Origin of the sequence: Geodermatophilus sp. DSM 44513 (assembly GCF_032460525.1) — a bacterium.
GTDB lineage: Bacteria > Actinomycetota > Actinomycetes > Mycobacteriales > Geodermatophilaceae > Geodermatophilus.
The window spans coordinates 1016923-1031604 of the sequence record NZ_CP135963.1; the positions used below are offsets into that span (position 1 = coordinate 1016923).

Below are 14682 nucleotides of genomic sequence, written 5' to 3' on the forward strand. Positions count from 1 at the left end.
GGCGTCGGCGGCTTCGACCCGCCGGACCGGCCGCAGCCCCCGTCACCCGCGCGGCCCGCGCCCACCCCCGCCCAGCAGGCCGCCTTCGGGCGGCCCACCGCCGCCCGCGACGGCTTCGCCGGGGACCGGCCGGTCGTCCCGGCGCGTCCCCTGCCCCCGCCACCCCCCGAGGCGGTGCTGCGCGCCTTCGCGCCGTCCACGGCCGGCCAGCGCGGCCTGCAGGAGCCGCCCGGCGGGCGGCCCGGGCGGCGGCGCACGGCCAGCGGCCCCTGGTGGAAGGCCGACGCCCGCTCCGACCCGTGGCGCGACCCGCACGCCCCCGCCGGCCTCACCGGCCCAGCGGTGTACGACGAGCCCGAGCAGCAGGCCGGCCCGGTGGTCGTCGATGCGCGGGGGCGTCGCCGGCTGCGGCTGGGCGACGTGTCGGTCCGCCTGTCGGTCCTCGCCCTGCTCGCGGTGCTGCTGACCGGGCTGGTCAGCGGCGCCACCGGCTACTGGCTGACCCGTACGGCCGACGAGTCGCCGCTGCTGGCGCCCGGCACGCAGCTCAACACGACCGACGAGGGCATCGCCCGCGAACCCGGCTCGGTGTCCGACATCGCCTCGCGGGTGACCCCGGCCGTCGTCTCCGTCGAGGTGCGCATCGGGGAGGCCGGCGCCACCGGGTCGGGGGTCGTCGTCGACGGCGAGGACGGCTACATCGTCACCAACAACCACGTCATCTCCGGGGCCGACGGCGTCGAGGGCGCCGAGATCCGCGCCGTCTTCGCCGACGGCAGCGGCTCCGCGGCGCGCATCGTCGGCCGCGACCCGGCCAGCGACCTCGCCGTCCTCAAGGTGGAGAAGCCCGGCCTGCTCACCGCCGCGCTCGGCAGGTCCGGCGCCGTCGTCGTCGGCGACCCGGTCGTGGCGATCGGCTCGCCGCTGGGGCTGGCCAGCACCGTCACCAGCGGCATCGTGAGCGCGCTGGAGCGCCCGGTGCGCCTGGCCGGTGAGGGCAGCGACACCAACGCGGTGATCAGCGCGGTGCAGACCGACGCCCCGATCAACCCGGGCAACTCCGGCGGCGCGCTGGTCAACGCCGCCGGTGAGGTCATCGGCATCAACACCGCCATCGCCTCGCTCGGCGGGGGCAGCGTCGGCCTCGGCTTCGCCATCCCCGTCGACACCGTCCGCACCGTCTCCGAGCAGCTGATCAGCACCGGGCGCGCGGTGCACGCCTCCCTCGGCGTCAACGCCCGCTCGGTCACCGACGGCACCCGCGACGGGGCGCTGGTGGTCAACGTGGAGCCCGGCAGCGCCGCGGCCGAGGCCGGCATCCGCGAGCAGGACGTCGTCATCGCCGTCGACGGCGAGCCGGTGGGCAGCTCGGAGGAGCTGGTCGTGGCGGTGGACGCCCACGAGCCCGGAGAGACCATCAGCATCGAGCTGATCCGCGACGGCGCCTCGACGACGGTGGACGCCACCCTCGACCAGGCCTGAGCAGGGACCCCTGCCCCCCACCGCTCGTCGGCCGCCGCTCAGGGGGGCCGCTTAGGCTGGGGGTGCCGGAGCGGGGTGAGGACGGGAGCAGCGGGTGTTCGACTCGATCGGCTGGGGCGAGATCATCGTCCTGGCACTCCTCGCGCTGTTCATCTTCGGGCCCGAACGGCTGCCCGACCTCGCCAAGGAGGCCGCCGCCGGCCTGAAGAAGCTGCGCACGGCCCTCACCGGTGTGCGCGCCCAGGTCGACGAGTCACTCGGGGACGACTTCGCCGGCCTGCGGGACCTGGACCTGCGCCAGTACCACCCGCGGACCTTCATCAAGAACCAGCTGCTCACCGATGACGAGGACGGTCCGCGGCGCCCCAGCGGGGCCACCGCCGCGACCACGGTCGCCGCGGCCGCAGCCCGCGCCCGCAACGACTCCGCCCCACCCCCGTTCGACCCCGACGCGACGTAGTGACGACGGGAGGCCGGAGGCCTCCCCGAGGAGCTACGTGTCCGCGGCGCGGCACCTGGGTGGAGACGTGCCCGGTCGCGGGCGGTTGGTGAGCCGCCCCGCGAGGCGAGCCGAGGAGCGGGGCCCGGAGGGTCCCCGACGAGGCGCGGGCAGCGGCTCAGCGCAGGTCGGGAACGGTGATTGGCCGCGGTGTCGCCCGGTAGGGCGACGATGTCAGTGACGCACCGGGGTGAGGCCCAGGGACAGGCCGGACAGCCCGCGCTGGCGGGTGGCCAGGCCGTCGGCGATCCGGGTCAGCGCCTGGGCGGCGGGGGAGTCGGGGTCGGCCAGCACCACCGGGGCACCGGCGTCCCCGGCCTCGCGGACGCGGGTGTCCAGCGGGATCTGGCCGAGCAGCGGCACCCGCGCACCGAGGGTCTGGGTCAGCGCGTCGGAGACCGCCTCGCCGCCGCCGGAGCCGAAGACCTCCATGCGGGTGCCGTCGGGCAGGTCCATCCAGGACATGTTCTCGATGACGCCGACCACCTGCTGGTGGGTCTGGGTGGCGATGGCCCCGGCGCGCTCGGCGACCTCGGCGGCGGCCAGCTGCGGCGTGGTCACCACCAGGATCTCGGCGTTGGGCAGCAGCTGGGCGATGGAGATCGCCACGTCGCCGGTGCCGGGCGGGAGGTCCAGCAGCAAGACGTCGAGGTCGCCCCACCACACGTCGGCGAGGAACTGCTGCAGCGCGCGGTGCAGCATCGGCCCGCGCCACACCACCGGGGTGTTGCCCGGGGTGAACATGCCGATCGAGATGACCCGCACGCCGTAGGCCTGCGGCGGCATGATCATGTTGTCGACCTGGGTGGGCTTGTCGTCGACCCCGAGCATCCGCGGCACCGAGTGGCCGTAGATGTCGGCGTCCACGACGCCCACCGACAGCCCCCGCTTGGACAGCGCCGCGGCGAGGTTCACCGTGACCGAGGACTTGCCCACCCCGCCCTTGCCCGAGGCGACCGCGTACACGCGGGTCAGCGAGCCGGGCTGGGCGAACGGGATGACCGGCTCGGCGGCGTCGGAGCCGCGCACCGTGCGGCGCAGCTCGGCACGCTGCTCGTCGTTCATCACGTCCAGGCCGACCTGGACCGACGTGACGCCGGGGACGGCGGACACGGCCTGGGTGACCCGGTTGGTGATCGTCTCGCGCATCGGGCAGCCGGAGACGGTCAGGTAGACCTCGACGCGGACGGCGCCGCCGGCCCCGATCTGCACGTCCTTGACCATGCCGAGCTCGGTGAGCGGACGGTTGATCTCGGGGTCCTGGACGGTGGCCAGGGCGGCGGTGATGGCGTCGAGCGCCGGCGCGCCGGTCATCGGGGCGGACATCGCTGCAGCTGTCTCCTTCGACGGGGGACCCGGTCGGTGTCCGCCGAGGGCGGCGGCGACCTGCGTTCACGGGCCTGCCGCCACTGTACGGCCGTCCCGGGGGCCGACCGCCGTCCGGAGGGTGATCTGCTACGCAACCCCGACGGGCGCCGGCGTCCACGGGCCGGCACAGACGGTGTTGCGGGTCGCCTTCGCGCGGTAGAGGTGGGCGTCGGCCTCGGCAGTCAGCCGTTCCGGGACCGCCTGGTCGCCGCGGGCGACCGCGACCCCCAGGGACAGCGTCAGCGAGCCGGGACCGGCGCCGCACGGGTCCAGCCCGAGTGCCGCGCTGCGCAGCTCCTCGGCCAGCGCGACCGCCCGGTCGGGGCGCGTGCCGGGGAGGAGCACGGCCAGCTCGTCCCCGCCGAGGCGGGCGACGACGTCCCCGGTCCGGACGCGGGAGCGCAGTGCCCCGGCGATCAGCCGCAGCGCCCGGTCGCCGCCGGTGTGGCCGTAGAGGTCGTTGACCTGCTTGAAGTGGTCGACGTCGGCGAGGACGACGGCCAGCGACGTCCCGGACCCGCGGGCGGTGGCGCAGGCGGCGGCCAGCTCGTCGTCCCACCGCCGGCGGTTGGCCAGGCCGGTGAGCGGGTCCTCGTGGCTGAGCCGGTCCAGGCGGGCCAGCAGCGCCCGCGTGCGCCGCTGCTCGGCCTCCAGCCGGAGCCGCGCGCTGGACTCGTGGCCGGTCAGCCGGTAGCGCTGGGCGTGCGCCAGCACCGCGATCACCGACGCGGTGACCAGGTAGAAACCGGCGGCGAGCACGTCCTCCGCCGGCATGGACGTCGGCGCGGTGAGCACCGCGGAGCCGAAGGCCGTCCAGGTGACGCCGACCAGGGCGCCGGTCCAGCCCGGCCGGGACACCATCAGGCAGCCGCTGGCGAACAGCGCCAGGGTGAAGCCGAGCAGGTAGAACTCGACGTGCTGGACGCGCGGGACCATCCAGGCGATCTCGGCCTGCACCGTGGCGAGCACCGTGCAGGCCAGCAGTTCCGGCTGGCGGCGTCCCAGCGGCCGGCGCCACAGCACCCACAGCGCGACCAGCATCGGGACGAGGCCGGCCACCCGGACGGCGAGGAAGGACCCGGCCACCTCCGGCTCGAGCAGGAGGTCGAAGCCGGACCAGGCCGGACAGATGGCGGTCGCCAGCCCGGAGGTCAGCAGGGCGGACTCCCGTGCACGGGCCAGCCGGTCCTCGTCGAGGGTCGGCCGACGCGGCGCCGCGGGAGTGCTCACCCCCTCCCATCGGGACCGGGGGCGCGTCCCTGGAGCGCGGTCCGCCGGTGCCACCCGTCCGGGGGTCGCCGCCCCGGGCCCTGGCTAGCCTCGCTGCCGTGTCCACCCGCGCCGCCACCCTCCGGGACGCCGTCGGGCTCGGGCTGGCGGTGGGCCTGTACGGGGTCGCGTTCGGCGCCGCCGCCGACGCGGCCGGCCTGGACGTCTGGCAGGCGCTCGCGCTGTCCGCGCTGATGTTCACCGGCGCCTCGCAGTTCGCCCTGGTCGGCGTCCTGGGGGCCGGCGGCAGCGGCGCGGCCGCCGTCGGCAGCGCGCTGCTGCTGGGCACCCGGAACACCGTCTACGGCGTGCGGCTGGCCCCGCTGCTCGCCCCGCGCGGCCCGCTGCGCCGGGCCGGTGCGGCGCACTGGGTGATCGACGAGACCACCGCGATGGCCGTCGCCGCGCCCGACCGCGAGCTGGGCCGGCTCGCGTTCTGGGCCACCGGCGCGACCATCTACCTCGGGTGGAACACGACCACGGTGCTCGGCGCGCTCGGCGCCTCCGGCCTCGGCGGGACGGCGCAGGCGGCGCTGGACGCCGTCGTCCCCGCGGCGTTCCTCGCCCTGCTGTGGCCACGGCTGCAGCGCGGCTGGCCGGAGGCGGCGGTGCAGCGGCGGGTCGCCGTCGCCGGGGCGGCCGTGGCGCTGGTGCTCACCCCGGTCGTGCCCGCGGGGGTGCAGGTGGTCGCGGCCGTCGTCGCGGTGGCGCTCGCGGGACGGCCGCGGCGCGCGGAGCCGGCCGGGTGAGCGACGGGGCGCTGTGGGCGGTCGTGCTGGTCGCCGCGCTCGGCTGCTACGCGCTCAAGCTGGCCGGGCTGTCCGTGCCGGCCGCCTGGGTCGAGCGCCCGTGGGTCACCCGCGTCGTGGAGTTCGTGCCCGCGGCGCTGCTGGCCGCGCTGGTCGCGGTGCAGGCCGCCACCAGCGGCCCCGCGCTGGTCGTCGACGGGCGGCTGGCCGGGCTCGCGGTGGCCGCACTCGCCCTGGCGCTGCGGGCGCCGTTCGTCGTCGTCCTGGTGCTCGCCGGGGTCGCGGGGGCGCTGGTGCACGTCCTCACCGGCTGAGCGCGGGAGCGGGCAGGACCGCCGACGTGCCGTCGACCCGGGACCGCGTGTCCGCGCCGGGCCTGCTGGTGTGCGCCGGCCTCGGCCTGCTCGCCGGTGTGGTCGCCGAGGCCGCCTGGACGTCCTGGCGGTGTTGCTGCGCTGACCGTCAGCCGTCGGTGGGGAACCGGCGGCGGGAGGCGTCCTCCTGGGCCAGCCGGCGCAGCGCGAGCAGCACCGGCTCGAAGAGCACGGTGTTGACCACCACGAAGCGGACCGCCTCGGCCACCGAGGAGGTCGGGACGCCGGCCACGTCCTGCGCGCCGATCCGGCCGGCGGCCTCGGCGTAGCGGTCCAACACCTCGTCCGGCGGTGCGGCCCCCGTCGCGGCCAGCGCCTCCAGCGCCGCGGCCAGGGCGTGCAGGGCGGGGGAGTCCTCGGCCACCCGCCAGCCCCGGCGGTCCAGGACGGCGCGGGCCGGCGCCAGGTCGGCGGCGCCCCCGGCACCCACCCCGGGCAGCGCCCGGTGGGCGGCACCGAGGGCGGCGTGGACGGAGGTGCCCGGGTCCTCGACGGCGGCCAGCACCGCGCGTGCGCGGGCGACCGACAGGCCCCCGGGTCCCAGCAGCGCGCGGACCAGGCGCAGCCGCTCCAGGTGCTCCTCGCCGTACCGCGCGCGGGTCGCGCCGGTCAGCTCACCGGCCGGCACGAGCCCCTCGCGCAGGTAGTACTTCACGGTGGCGACCGGGACGCCGGCCCGGCGGGCCAGCTCGGAGATCTGCACGCCGGACCCCTTGACGTTGGGTAGTGCCACTCTCCAAGATTGGGTAGCGACACTATCCAACCAGGAGGACGCCATGGCGCGCACAGCCCGGGGCCGGTGGACCCACTCCCACGAGGGGGACCTGACCGTCTTCCTGATCGGCATGACCGTCAACCGCCCGTGGCGCCCGGACGCCTGGCTCCCGACGTTCGCGGCCATGGGCCCCATGCTGCGCGAGCTGTCGGCCGACCCGGACTCCGGCTTCCTCGGCTCCCACGTCTCCCTGGGCCGGAGGGGGCCGGTGCTGGTGCAGTACTGGCGCCGTCCGGAGGACGTCTACCGCTACGCCGCCGACACCGGTGCCCGGCACCGTCCCGCCTGGACCGCGTTCAACCGGCGCGCCCGCCGGGTGCCCGGCGCGGTCGGGGTCTGGCACGAGACCTACCAGGTCGCGCGGGCGGAGACCGTGTACGTCGACGTGCCGGCGTTCGGCCTGGCCGCGGCGACGGCGTCCCGGCCGGTGTCCGGCCGCCTGGACCGGGCCGAGGCCCGCCTCGCCGGTTAGCCGGCCGCCTCGCGCGCGGCGGCCTCGCGCTTCTTGCGGGCCTTGCGCTCCCGCCGCTCGGCGTCCTCGGCCCCGTCCGCGGTGAGCCGGGTGAGCTCGCTGCGGATGAAGTCCCGGGTCGCCAGCTCGCCGACCGCGATCCGCAGGGCGGCCAGCTCCCGGGCCAGGTACTCGGTGTCGGCGCGGGTGGTCGCGGCGCGGGCCCGGTCCTCCTCCAGTGCCACCCGGTCCCGGTCGGCCTGCCGGTTCTGCGCGAGCAGGATCAGCGGCGCGGCGTAGGCGGCCTGGGTGGAGAAGGCCAGGTTGAGCAGGATGAACGGGTAGGGGTCCCACTGCAGCCGCAGGGCGAAGACGTTGAGCAGGATCCAGACGACCACCAGCACCGTCTGGACGGCGAGGAAGCGCCCGGTGCCCAGGAAGCGGGCGATGCCCTCGGCGAAGCGGCCGATCGCGTCGGGGTCCGGCCGCAGCCGGGCGGCCCACCCGGAGGCACCGCGCGGGACGTCGAGCCGGCGGCGGTCAGCCACGGCGGGCCCGCTCGCGCCAGTCCTCGGGCAGCAGGTGGTCCAGGACGTCGTCCACGCTCACCGCGCCGACCAGCCGGCCCTGGGCGTCGACGACCGGCGCGGCGACCAGGTTGTAGGTGGCGAAGTAGCGGGTGACCTCGGCCAGCGGCGCCTCGGGTCGCAGTGGCCCCAGGTCGTCGAGCACCCCGCTGACCAGGGTGGACGGCGGTTCGCGCAGCAACCGCTGGGTGTGCGCCAGGCCCAGGTAGCGCCCGGTCGGCGTGGCCGACGGCGGCCGGCACACGTACACCTGGCTGGCCAGCGCCGGGGTCAGCTCCGGTTCCCGGACGCGGGCCAGGGCCTCCGCGATCGTGGCGTCCGGGGTGAGCACCACCGGCTCGCTGGTCATGATCCCGCCGGCGGTGTCCTCGGTGTACTGCAGCAGCCGGCGCACCGGGTCGGCCTCGTCGGGCTCCATGAGCTCCAGCAGCCGGTCGCGGTCCACGTGGGACAGCTCGGCCAGCAGGTCGGCGGCGTCGTCGGTGTCCATGACCTCGAGCACGTCGGCGGCGCGGCTCTCGGGCAGCGTGCCGAGGATGGCGATCTGGTCGGCCTCGGGCAGCTCGCCGAGCACGTCGGCCAGCCGCTCGTCGTCGAGGGCCTCGGCGACCTCCTGCCGCCGGGTCACCGGCAGGTCCTGCAGCGCGTGGGCGAGGTCGGCGGCGTTGAGCTCGCGGTAGGTGGCGATCAGCGTCTCCGCGCCCTGACCGGTCGGGGACAGCTCCAGGCCGCCCACCTCGTCCCAGGCCACCTGGTGCAGCTGACCGCGCCGGCCCAGCCGCCCCGGCTCCTGGACGGCGAGCCGGGACAGCACCCAGTCGCCGGTGCGGGTCTGCTCGATGCCGGCGTCCACCACGGCCGCCGTCCGCCCGGACTCCGTCAACTGCACCCGGCGGTCCAGCAGCTCGCCGAGCACCAGGGTCTCCCCGCGGCGCTGCTCGAAGCGCTTCAAGCTCAGCGTGCCGGCGGACAGCACCACCGACGCGGGGTCCAGCGTCGTCACCCGGCCCATCGGCACGAAGGTGCGCCGGCGGGCGACCACCTCGACCACCAGGCCGAGCACCCGCGGCGCCGCCGTCCCCACGCGCAGCGCCACCACCACGTCGCGCACCTTGCCGACCCGGTCGCCGTCGGGGTCGAGGACGGGCAGGCCGGCGAGCCGGGAGACGTACGCCCTGCTCACCGTGGTCACGGAGGCCGAGGCTACCGTCGGGCCGTGGCCGCAGAGCTGGACTACGAGGTCGTCGACGTGTTCGCGCCGCGCGCCTTCGCCGGCAACCCGCTGGCCGTGGTCTTCGACGCCGACGGGCTGAGCACCGACCAGTGCCAGGCGCTGGCCAACGAGTTCGCCCTGTCGGAGACGTCCTTCCTCACCGCGCCCCGGGCCGAGGGTGCCGACTACCGGGTGCGGATCTTCACCCCGTCGGCCGAGCTGCCCTTCGCCGGGCACCCCAGCGTCGGCGCGGCGCACACCCTGGTGCGCACCGGCCGGCTGCCCGCCGGCACGCTGCGCCAGGAGTGCGGGGCCGGCGTCCTCGACGTGGTGGTCGACGACGACGGCGCGACGCTGTCCGGTGGGGCGCCCACCCTGGAGGACGGCCCGGACCCGGCCGCCCTGGCGCAGGCGGTGGGTCTGTCGGTCGCCGACCCGGTCGGCCTGCCCGCGCACGTCGCCGGCTGCGGGCTGCCGTTCGCGCTGCTGGCGGTGCGCCCGGAGGTGGTCGACGTCGCCGCGCCGGTGCCGGCCCTGCTCGGCGGGCTCGGCGTGGGGGAGGGCGTGTCGGTGCTGTCCTGGGACGCCGCCACCTCCACCGCCCGCGCCCGGGTGTTCGCCGGCGACCTGGCCTGGGGCGAGGACCCGGCGACCGGCTCGGCCGCGCTGGGCACGGGGGTGTGGCTGGTCGCGACCGGACTGCTGGCACCGGAGGGGACGTCGTCCTACGTCGTGCACCAGGGCGAGGCGATGGGGCGGCCGTCGGTGCTGGCGTGCACGGTCACCGCCGCGGCCGGCCGCGCGGTCGCCGCCACGGTGCGCGGCGCGGTGGTGCCGGTCGCCCGCGGCCGCATCCGGGTGCCTTGACCGACACCCCCGCCCCCCTGCGGACGGGGCCGGACCGGGCCGACGCGTGGGCGGTGCACCGGCCCGGCGGGCGGGACGCCGCCGTCATGGCGGTGGCGGTCCTCGGCATCTCGCTGTCCGCGCCGCTGACCACGCTGCTGGCCGCGCCCATGCTGGCGCTGGCCTTCTGGCGCAACCTGGGCGGGGCCGCCGTCCTGCTGCCACTGGTGCTCCGCGAGCGCCCGGGCCTGGCCGGCCTGCGCCCGCGCGACCTGGCCACCTCCGCGGTCGCCGGGCTGTTCCTCGCCGCGCACTTCGCCGCCTGGCTGCCCAGCCTGTCCATGACGACGGTCGCCGCCTCCACCGCGCTGGTCACCACCACCCCGGTCTGGACCGCGCTGGCCGCCCGCGCCAGCGGTGTGCGGCTGCCCGCGGCGACCTGGTGGGGGCTGGCGCTCGCGGTGCTCGGCGTCGCGCTGATCGCCGGGGTGGACCTCACGGTCAGCCCACGCGCGCTGGCCGGCGACGGGCTGGCGTTGCTGGGCGCGGTCTGCGCCGGCGGGTACGTGCTGGCCGGTGCGCGGGCGCGGCAGCGGATGTCGACGTCGGCGTACGCGGTCGTCTGCTACTCGGTGTGCGCGGCGGCGATCGCGGTCGCCGCGGCCGTGGTGGGGGACCCGCTGGTCGGCTTCTCCGGCCGCGACTGGCTGCTCATCGCCGCCATCACCGTGTGCGCCCAGCTGCTCGGGCACACGCTGTTCAACCGGCTGCTGTCCTCGGTCGGACCCACGATGGTGAGCCTGGCGATCCTGCTGGAGGTGCCCGGCGCCCTGCTGTTCGCACTGGTGCTGCTGGGGCAGGTGCCGCCGCTGCTGGCCCTGCCCGGGCTCGCGCTGGTCGTCGTCGGCGTCGGCCTGGTGGTGCGGGCCAGCCGCCCGGCGGGCCTGGCCGAGCCGGGCACCTGACGAAGGACCCCCTCGCCCCCCACCACTCGCTCCGCTCGTGGCGGGACCCTGCGAGGGGGCCGACGGGTCGTCACTACCCTCCGATCACCGATCACCACTGGAGGCACCGTGGCCGAGCTCCGCTCCCGTCGTTCCAACCTCGCCGTCCCGGGCAGCAACCCACGCTTCCTGGACAAGGCCAAGGGGCTGGACGCCGACCAGGTCTTCCTCGACCTGGAGGACGCGTGCGCGCCGCTGGCCAAGCCGGGGGCCCGCAAGAACATCGTCGCGGCGCTCACCGAGGGCGGCTGGGGGGACAAGATCCGCACCGTCCGGGTCAACGACTGGACGACGGAGTGGACCTACCAGGACGTGGTCGAGGTCGTCGGCGGGGCGGGGGCGGACCTCGACTGCATCATGCTGCCGAAGGTCGCCGACGCCGGCCAGGTGCAGGCCCTGGACATGCTGCTCTCCCAGGTCGAGCGGGCGCACGGCCTGCCGGTCGGCCGGATCGGCATCGAGGCGCAGATCGAGACCGCCCAGGGCCTGGTCAACGTCAACCAGATCGCGTTCGCCAGCCCGCGGATCGAGACGATCATCTTCGGCCCGGCCGACTTCATGGCCTCGATCAACATGAAGTCGCTGGTCGTCGGCGCCCTGCACCCGGACTACCCGGGCGACCCGTTCCACTACATCCTCATGCAGATCCTCATGGCCGCCCGCGCCCGCGGCGTGCAGGCCATCGACGGCCCGTTCCTGCAGGTGCGCGACGTGGACGCCTTCCGCGAGGTGGCCCGCCGCTCGGCGATGCTCGGCTTCGACGGCAAGTGGGTGCTGCACCCGGGCCAGATCGACGCGGCCAACGAGATCTACGCCCCCTCGCAGGAGGACTACGACCACGCGGAGCTGATCCTCGACGCCTACGACTGGGCCACCTCCGAGGCCGGCGGCGCGAAGGGCTCGGCGATGCTCGGCGACGAGATGATCGACGAGGCCAGCCGCAAGATGGCGCTGGTCATCGCCGGCAAGGGCCGCGCCGCGGGCCTGTCCCGCACGTCGTCGTTCACCCCGCCCGAGGGGTGACCGCGCCGGTCCGGACGGGGGCGCAGGCCGGTGGGGGAGGCCCCGTCGGCCGCGCGGCCGAGCGCGGATCGGCGGTACGGCCGATGTCGCGGCAGCGGCGGGACCGCGACGGTGGGGACCCCATCGGACGTGGAGGTCCTCGTGCTCGACAGCAACCCCATCCCCACCCGGCCCGCACCGGCCGGTGAGCGCCCCGGCGGGCCGGCTCTCGCCGTCCGGCGCTGGGCCCTGGTCGCCGCCCCGGCCCTCGCCGGGCTGTGCGCGGTGGTGGCCGCCGCCGCCGACCCAGCGGCCGGCCGGGACGGCGCCGCACTCGTCGTCGCCTACGCGGAGAACCCCGGCCCGCTGCAGGTCAAGTCGGTGGCCTACCACTTCTCGTACGCCCTCTGGGGGGTCACCGCGCTGTGGCTGGCCCTGCTGGTGCGCCGCCGCGGGGCCTGGACGGCCGACCTGGCGCTCCTGCTGGCCTTCCTCGGCGCGACGTCGGTGCCCGGGTTCCTCGTCGTCGACTTCTACGACTCCGCGATCGGGCAGACCGTCGGCCTGGACGGGGACGCACGCATCCAGGAGCTGCTCGCCGGCATGTGGGGGATGAGCCTGCTGCAGACCACCGGGGTCGCCGGCCTGCTGCTCTGCCTGCCGGTGGCCGCGCTCGCCGGCTGGCGCGCCGGGTTCCTCACCTGGTGGGCGCCGGCGGGCGTCACCCTCGGCATCTTCGGCGGCTTCATGCTGGTCGGCGCCACCGTGCCCGGGGCGCTGGTCATGACGGCCGGGTTCGCGGTGCTCTCGGTGGACCTGGCCCGGTCCGCCGGACGGTGGGACCCCCCGCCGGCCGCGGCGTGATGGCGTTGCACCGCAGCCGGGCCCGCGCAGGCTGGCTTCGCCGACCGTGCTCCGTACCCTCGCCGGACGGCCCGCCGTCGTGGACTCCCTCCTCGCCGGTGGGCTGTCCGCGCTCACGGTCGTGGAGGCGTACACGACCGACACCGCGCGCCCGCCGTGGCTGCACGCCGCGCTGTCGGTCGCCGCGATCTCCGCGCTGGCGCTGCGACGCCGGTACCCGCTCGCCGTCCTGTGCTGGGTCGTCGCCGGGATGATGGTCGTCTCGCCGGAGAGCCAGCTGTCGATCTTCGGGGCGACGGTCGTCGCCGCCTTCACCGCCGGCGTGGAGCTCACCCCGCCGCGGTCCTGGATCGCCCTCGGGGTGGCGACGCTCCCCTTCTTCGCCTTCTACGCGCTGCTGCCCGAGGGCGGCGTGAGCGACTACGTCGCGGTGTCGCTGCTCTACGGCGGCCCGTGGGCGGTGGGGCGGATCATCCGGGACCGGACGGCCCGCGCGGTCGAGGCCGCAGCCCGCGCCGAGCGCGCCGAGGTGGAGCGCGAGCAGGCGGCGGCCCGCGCGGTCGCCGACGAGCGGGCGCGCATCGCTCGGGAGCTGCACGACGTCGTGTCCCACTCGATCAGCGTCATCACGGTGCAGACCCAGGCGGTGCGCCGGCGGCTGGCCACCGACCACCAGCGCGAGGCCGATGACCTGCGCGCGGTGGAGGCCACCGCGCGCCAGGCCATGGCCGAGATGCGCCGGCTGTTCGGCATCCTGCGGGCCGACGGCGAGCGCCCGTCGCTGGCACCGCAGCCGGGGCTGGACCAGCTGGACCGGCTGGTCGCGGACACCCGGGCGGCCGGCGTGACGGTGGCGCTGACCGTCGAGGGGGAGCCGGTGCCGCTGCCGCCGGGCCTGGACCTGGCGGCCTACCGGGTCGTGCAGGAGGCGCTGACCAACGTCCGCCGGCACGCCCCGGGCGGACGGGTCGGCGTGCGGCTGGCCTACGGCGGGGGAGGGCTGGAGGTGCAGGTGGAGAACGGTCCCGGCGCGGGCCCGGCCGGCCCGGGCGGCGGCGGTCTCGGGCTGGTCGGCATGCGGGAGCGGGTGGTGCTCTACGGCGGCTCCCTGGAGGCCGGTCCGCAGCCGGGCGGCGGGTTCGCCGTCCACGCCCGGCTGCCCTTCCGCGAGGGGGTGAGCGCGTGAGCACCACCGTGGTGGTCGCCGACGACCAGCCGATGGTGCGCGCCGGGCTGCGCTCGCTGCTGGAGGGGGAGGACGACGTCGTCGTCGTGGCCGAGGCGGTCGACGGGGAGCAGGCGCTGGCCGCCGTCCGCAGGCACCGCCCCGACGTCGTCCTCATGGACATCCGCATGCCGCGGCTCGACGGGCTGGCCGCCACCCGGCAGCTGGTCGCGGAGGGATCGCCGACCCGGGTGCTCGTGCTGACCACCTTCGACCTCGACGAGTACGTGTTCGACGCGCTGCGGGCCGGCGCGAGCGGCTTCCTGCTCAAGGACGCCACCGCCGAGGAACTGGTGGCGGCGGTGCGCACCCTCGCCGCCGGCGAGGCGGTCCTGGCGCCCGCGGTGACCCGGCGGGTGATCGAGGCGTTCGGCCGCGCCCCCCGGCCGGACGGCGGGCTGGCCGCCAGGCTGGCGGCGCTGAGCCCCCGGGAGGTCGAGGTGCTGCGCTGCCTGGCCCGCGGGTCGAGCAACGCCGAGGTGGCCGCCGAGCTGTTCATCAGCGACGCGACGGCGAAGACCCACGTCAGCAACGTGCTGACCAAGCTGGGGTTGCGCGACCGCGTGCAGGCGGTGGTGTTCGCCTACGAGTCCGGTCTGCTGACACGGGGCAGCTGACCGGCTCCCGGGCTCAGGGGGCGAAGCCGCCCGAGCCGGCCGCGACGAGGGCCAGCGCGAAGACCAGGAAGGCGAGCACGACCAGTGCGGTGCCGATCCCGCCCACGATGATCCCGGCCAGTGCCAGGCCGTCGCCCTGCTCGCCGGTCTGCCGGATCTGCCGGCGGGCGAGGATGCCGAGCACCAGCCCCACCGGGCTGACGACGAAGGCCATCACCAGCGCCAGGATCGCGAAGGTGTTCGTCGGCACCGGGTAGCCGTACCCGGGTGGGTGGCCGTAGCCGGGAGGTGGCCCGTAGCCGGGAGGTGGGCCGTAGCCCGGCGGCGGGTTCGGGCCGGGAGGGGGCCAGCCGTACG

General features: G+C 76.4%; 17 protein-coding genes. 11 read left to right on the top strand and 6 right to left on the bottom strand.

Features of this window, described 5'->3' with window-relative positions; genetic code table 11:
- Positions 1-174: 174 nt before the first annotated feature.
- Both RTG05_RS04870 and RTG05_RS04875 read left to right on the top strand, forming a co-directional pair.
- Positions 175-1482, top strand: coding sequence for a S1C family serine protease (locus RTG05_RS04870; protein WP_315912336.1), 1308 nt, complete (start codon positions 175-177; stop codon positions 1480-1482).
- A 94-nt stretch (positions 1483-1576) separates the two neighbouring features.
- Positions 1577-1942, top strand: a complete 366-nt coding sequence (locus tag RTG05_RS04875) for a twin-arginine translocase TatA/TatE family subunit (protein ID WP_166527694.1) — start codon at positions 1577-1579, stop codon at positions 1940-1942.
- Between the two features lie 213 nt (positions 1943-2155).
- On the opposite strand, the gene RTG05_RS04880 is transcribed toward RTG05_RS04875, so the two are convergent.
- Both RTG05_RS04880 and RTG05_RS04885 read right to left on the bottom strand, forming a co-directional pair.
- On the bottom strand, positions 2156-3307 hold the full coding sequence (locus RTG05_RS04880; RefSeq protein ID WP_208104798.1) for an Mrp/NBP35 family ATP-binding protein: 1152 nt from the start codon (positions 3305-3307) through the stop codon (positions 2156-2158).
- Positions 3308-3436: 129 nt separating this feature from the next.
- Complete coding sequence (locus RTG05_RS04885; protein WP_166527695.1) at positions 3437-4579, bottom strand: GGDEF domain-containing protein; 1143 nt, start codon at positions 4577-4579, stop codon at positions 3437-3439.
- A 98-nt stretch (positions 4580-4677) separates the two neighbouring features.
- On the opposite strand from RTG05_RS04885, the gene RTG05_RS04890 reads away from it, so the two are divergent.
- Together RTG05_RS04890 and RTG05_RS04895 are read left to right on the top strand one after the other, a co-directional pair.
- Positions 4678-5367, top strand: coding sequence for an AzlC family ABC transporter permease (locus RTG05_RS04890; RefSeq protein ID WP_315912337.1), 690 nt, complete (start codon positions 4678-4680; stop codon positions 5365-5367).
- Positions 5364-5681 (top strand): AzlD domain-containing protein, encoded by a 318-nt coding sequence (locus RTG05_RS04895; protein WP_166527696.1) that lies wholly within the window; start codon positions 5364-5366, stop codon positions 5679-5681. The genes RTG05_RS04890 and RTG05_RS04895 overlap by 4 nt, the downstream gene beginning before the upstream one ends.
- Positions 5682-5829: 148 nt before the next feature.
- Here the strand turns inward: RTG05_RS04895 and RTG05_RS04900 are convergent, their stop codons facing one another.
- Positions 5830-6474 carry a MerR family transcriptional regulator gene (locus tag RTG05_RS04900; protein WP_208104799.1) on the bottom strand — a complete coding sequence of 215 codons (645 nt, stop codon included), beginning with the start codon at positions 6472-6474 and terminating at the stop codon, positions 5830-5832.
- A 43-nt stretch (positions 6475-6517) separates the two neighbouring features.
- Between RTG05_RS04900 and RTG05_RS04905 the strand changes: the two genes are divergently transcribed.
- Positions 6518-6988 (top strand): DUF4188 domain-containing protein, encoded by a 471-nt coding sequence (locus RTG05_RS04905; RefSeq protein ID WP_166527697.1) that lies wholly within the window; start codon positions 6518-6520, stop codon positions 6986-6988.
- Here RTG05_RS04905 and RTG05_RS04910 read toward each other — a convergent pair.
- Both RTG05_RS04910 and RTG05_RS04915 read right to left on the bottom strand, forming a co-directional pair.
- Positions 6985-7515 carry a DUF1003 domain-containing protein gene (locus RTG05_RS04910; RefSeq protein ID WP_166527698.1) on the bottom strand — a complete coding sequence of 177 codons (531 nt, stop codon included), beginning with the start codon at positions 7513-7515 and terminating at the stop codon, positions 6985-6987. The two genes, RTG05_RS04905 and RTG05_RS04910, sit on opposite strands and share 4 nt — an antisense overlap.
- Entirely contained in the window at positions 7508-8746 is a 1239-nt protein-coding gene (locus RTG05_RS04915; protein ID WP_166527699.1) for a magnesium transporter MgtE N-terminal domain-containing protein, read from the bottom strand. The genes RTG05_RS04910 and RTG05_RS04915 overlap by 8 nt, the downstream gene beginning before the upstream one ends.
- Positions 8747-8770: 24 nt before the next feature.
- On the opposite strand from RTG05_RS04915, the gene RTG05_RS04920 reads away from it, so the two are divergent.
- The 6 genes from RTG05_RS04920 (at position 8771) to RTG05_RS04945 (ending at position 14325) form a co-directional block, all read left to right on the top strand.
- Positions 8771-9634 carry a PhzF family phenazine biosynthesis protein gene (locus RTG05_RS04920; RefSeq protein WP_166527700.1) on the top strand — a complete coding sequence of 288 codons (864 nt, stop codon included), beginning with the start codon at positions 8771-8773 and terminating at the stop codon, positions 9632-9634.
- Positions 9631-10578 (top strand): DMT family transporter, encoded by a 948-nt coding sequence (locus RTG05_RS04925; protein ID WP_315912338.1) that lies wholly within the window; start codon positions 9631-9633, stop codon positions 10576-10578. Before RTG05_RS04920 ends, RTG05_RS04925 begins: the two co-directional genes overlap by 4 nt.
- Positions 10579-10686: 108 nt before the next feature.
- Positions 10687-11640: an HpcH/HpaI aldolase/citrate lyase family protein gene (locus tag RTG05_RS04930; RefSeq protein WP_166527701.1), complete on the top strand. Its 954-nt coding sequence runs from the start codon at positions 10687-10689 to the stop codon at positions 11638-11640.
- 141 nt (positions 11641-11781) lie between these two features.
- Positions 11782-12483, top strand: coding sequence for a hypothetical protein (locus tag RTG05_RS04935; protein ID WP_166527702.1), 702 nt, complete (start codon positions 11782-11784; stop codon positions 12481-12483).
- A 46-nt stretch (positions 12484-12529) separates the two neighbouring features.
- Entirely contained in the window at positions 12530-13669 is a 1140-nt protein-coding gene (locus RTG05_RS04940; RefSeq protein WP_208104800.1) for a sensor histidine kinase, read from the top strand.
- A complete protein-coding gene (locus RTG05_RS04945; RefSeq protein WP_166527703.1) occupies positions 13666-14325 on the top strand; it encodes a response regulator in 660 nt (219 codons plus the stop codon). Before RTG05_RS04940 ends, RTG05_RS04945 begins: the two co-directional genes overlap by 4 nt.
- Before the next feature lie 13 nt (positions 14326-14338).
- Here RTG05_RS04945 and RTG05_RS04950 read toward each other — a convergent pair whose 3' ends face one another.
- A complete protein-coding gene (locus RTG05_RS04950; protein WP_315912339.1) occupies positions 14339-14575 on the bottom strand; it encodes a DUF4190 domain-containing protein in 237 nt (78 codons plus the stop codon).
- Between the last annotated feature and the right edge of the window lie 107 nt (positions 14576-14682).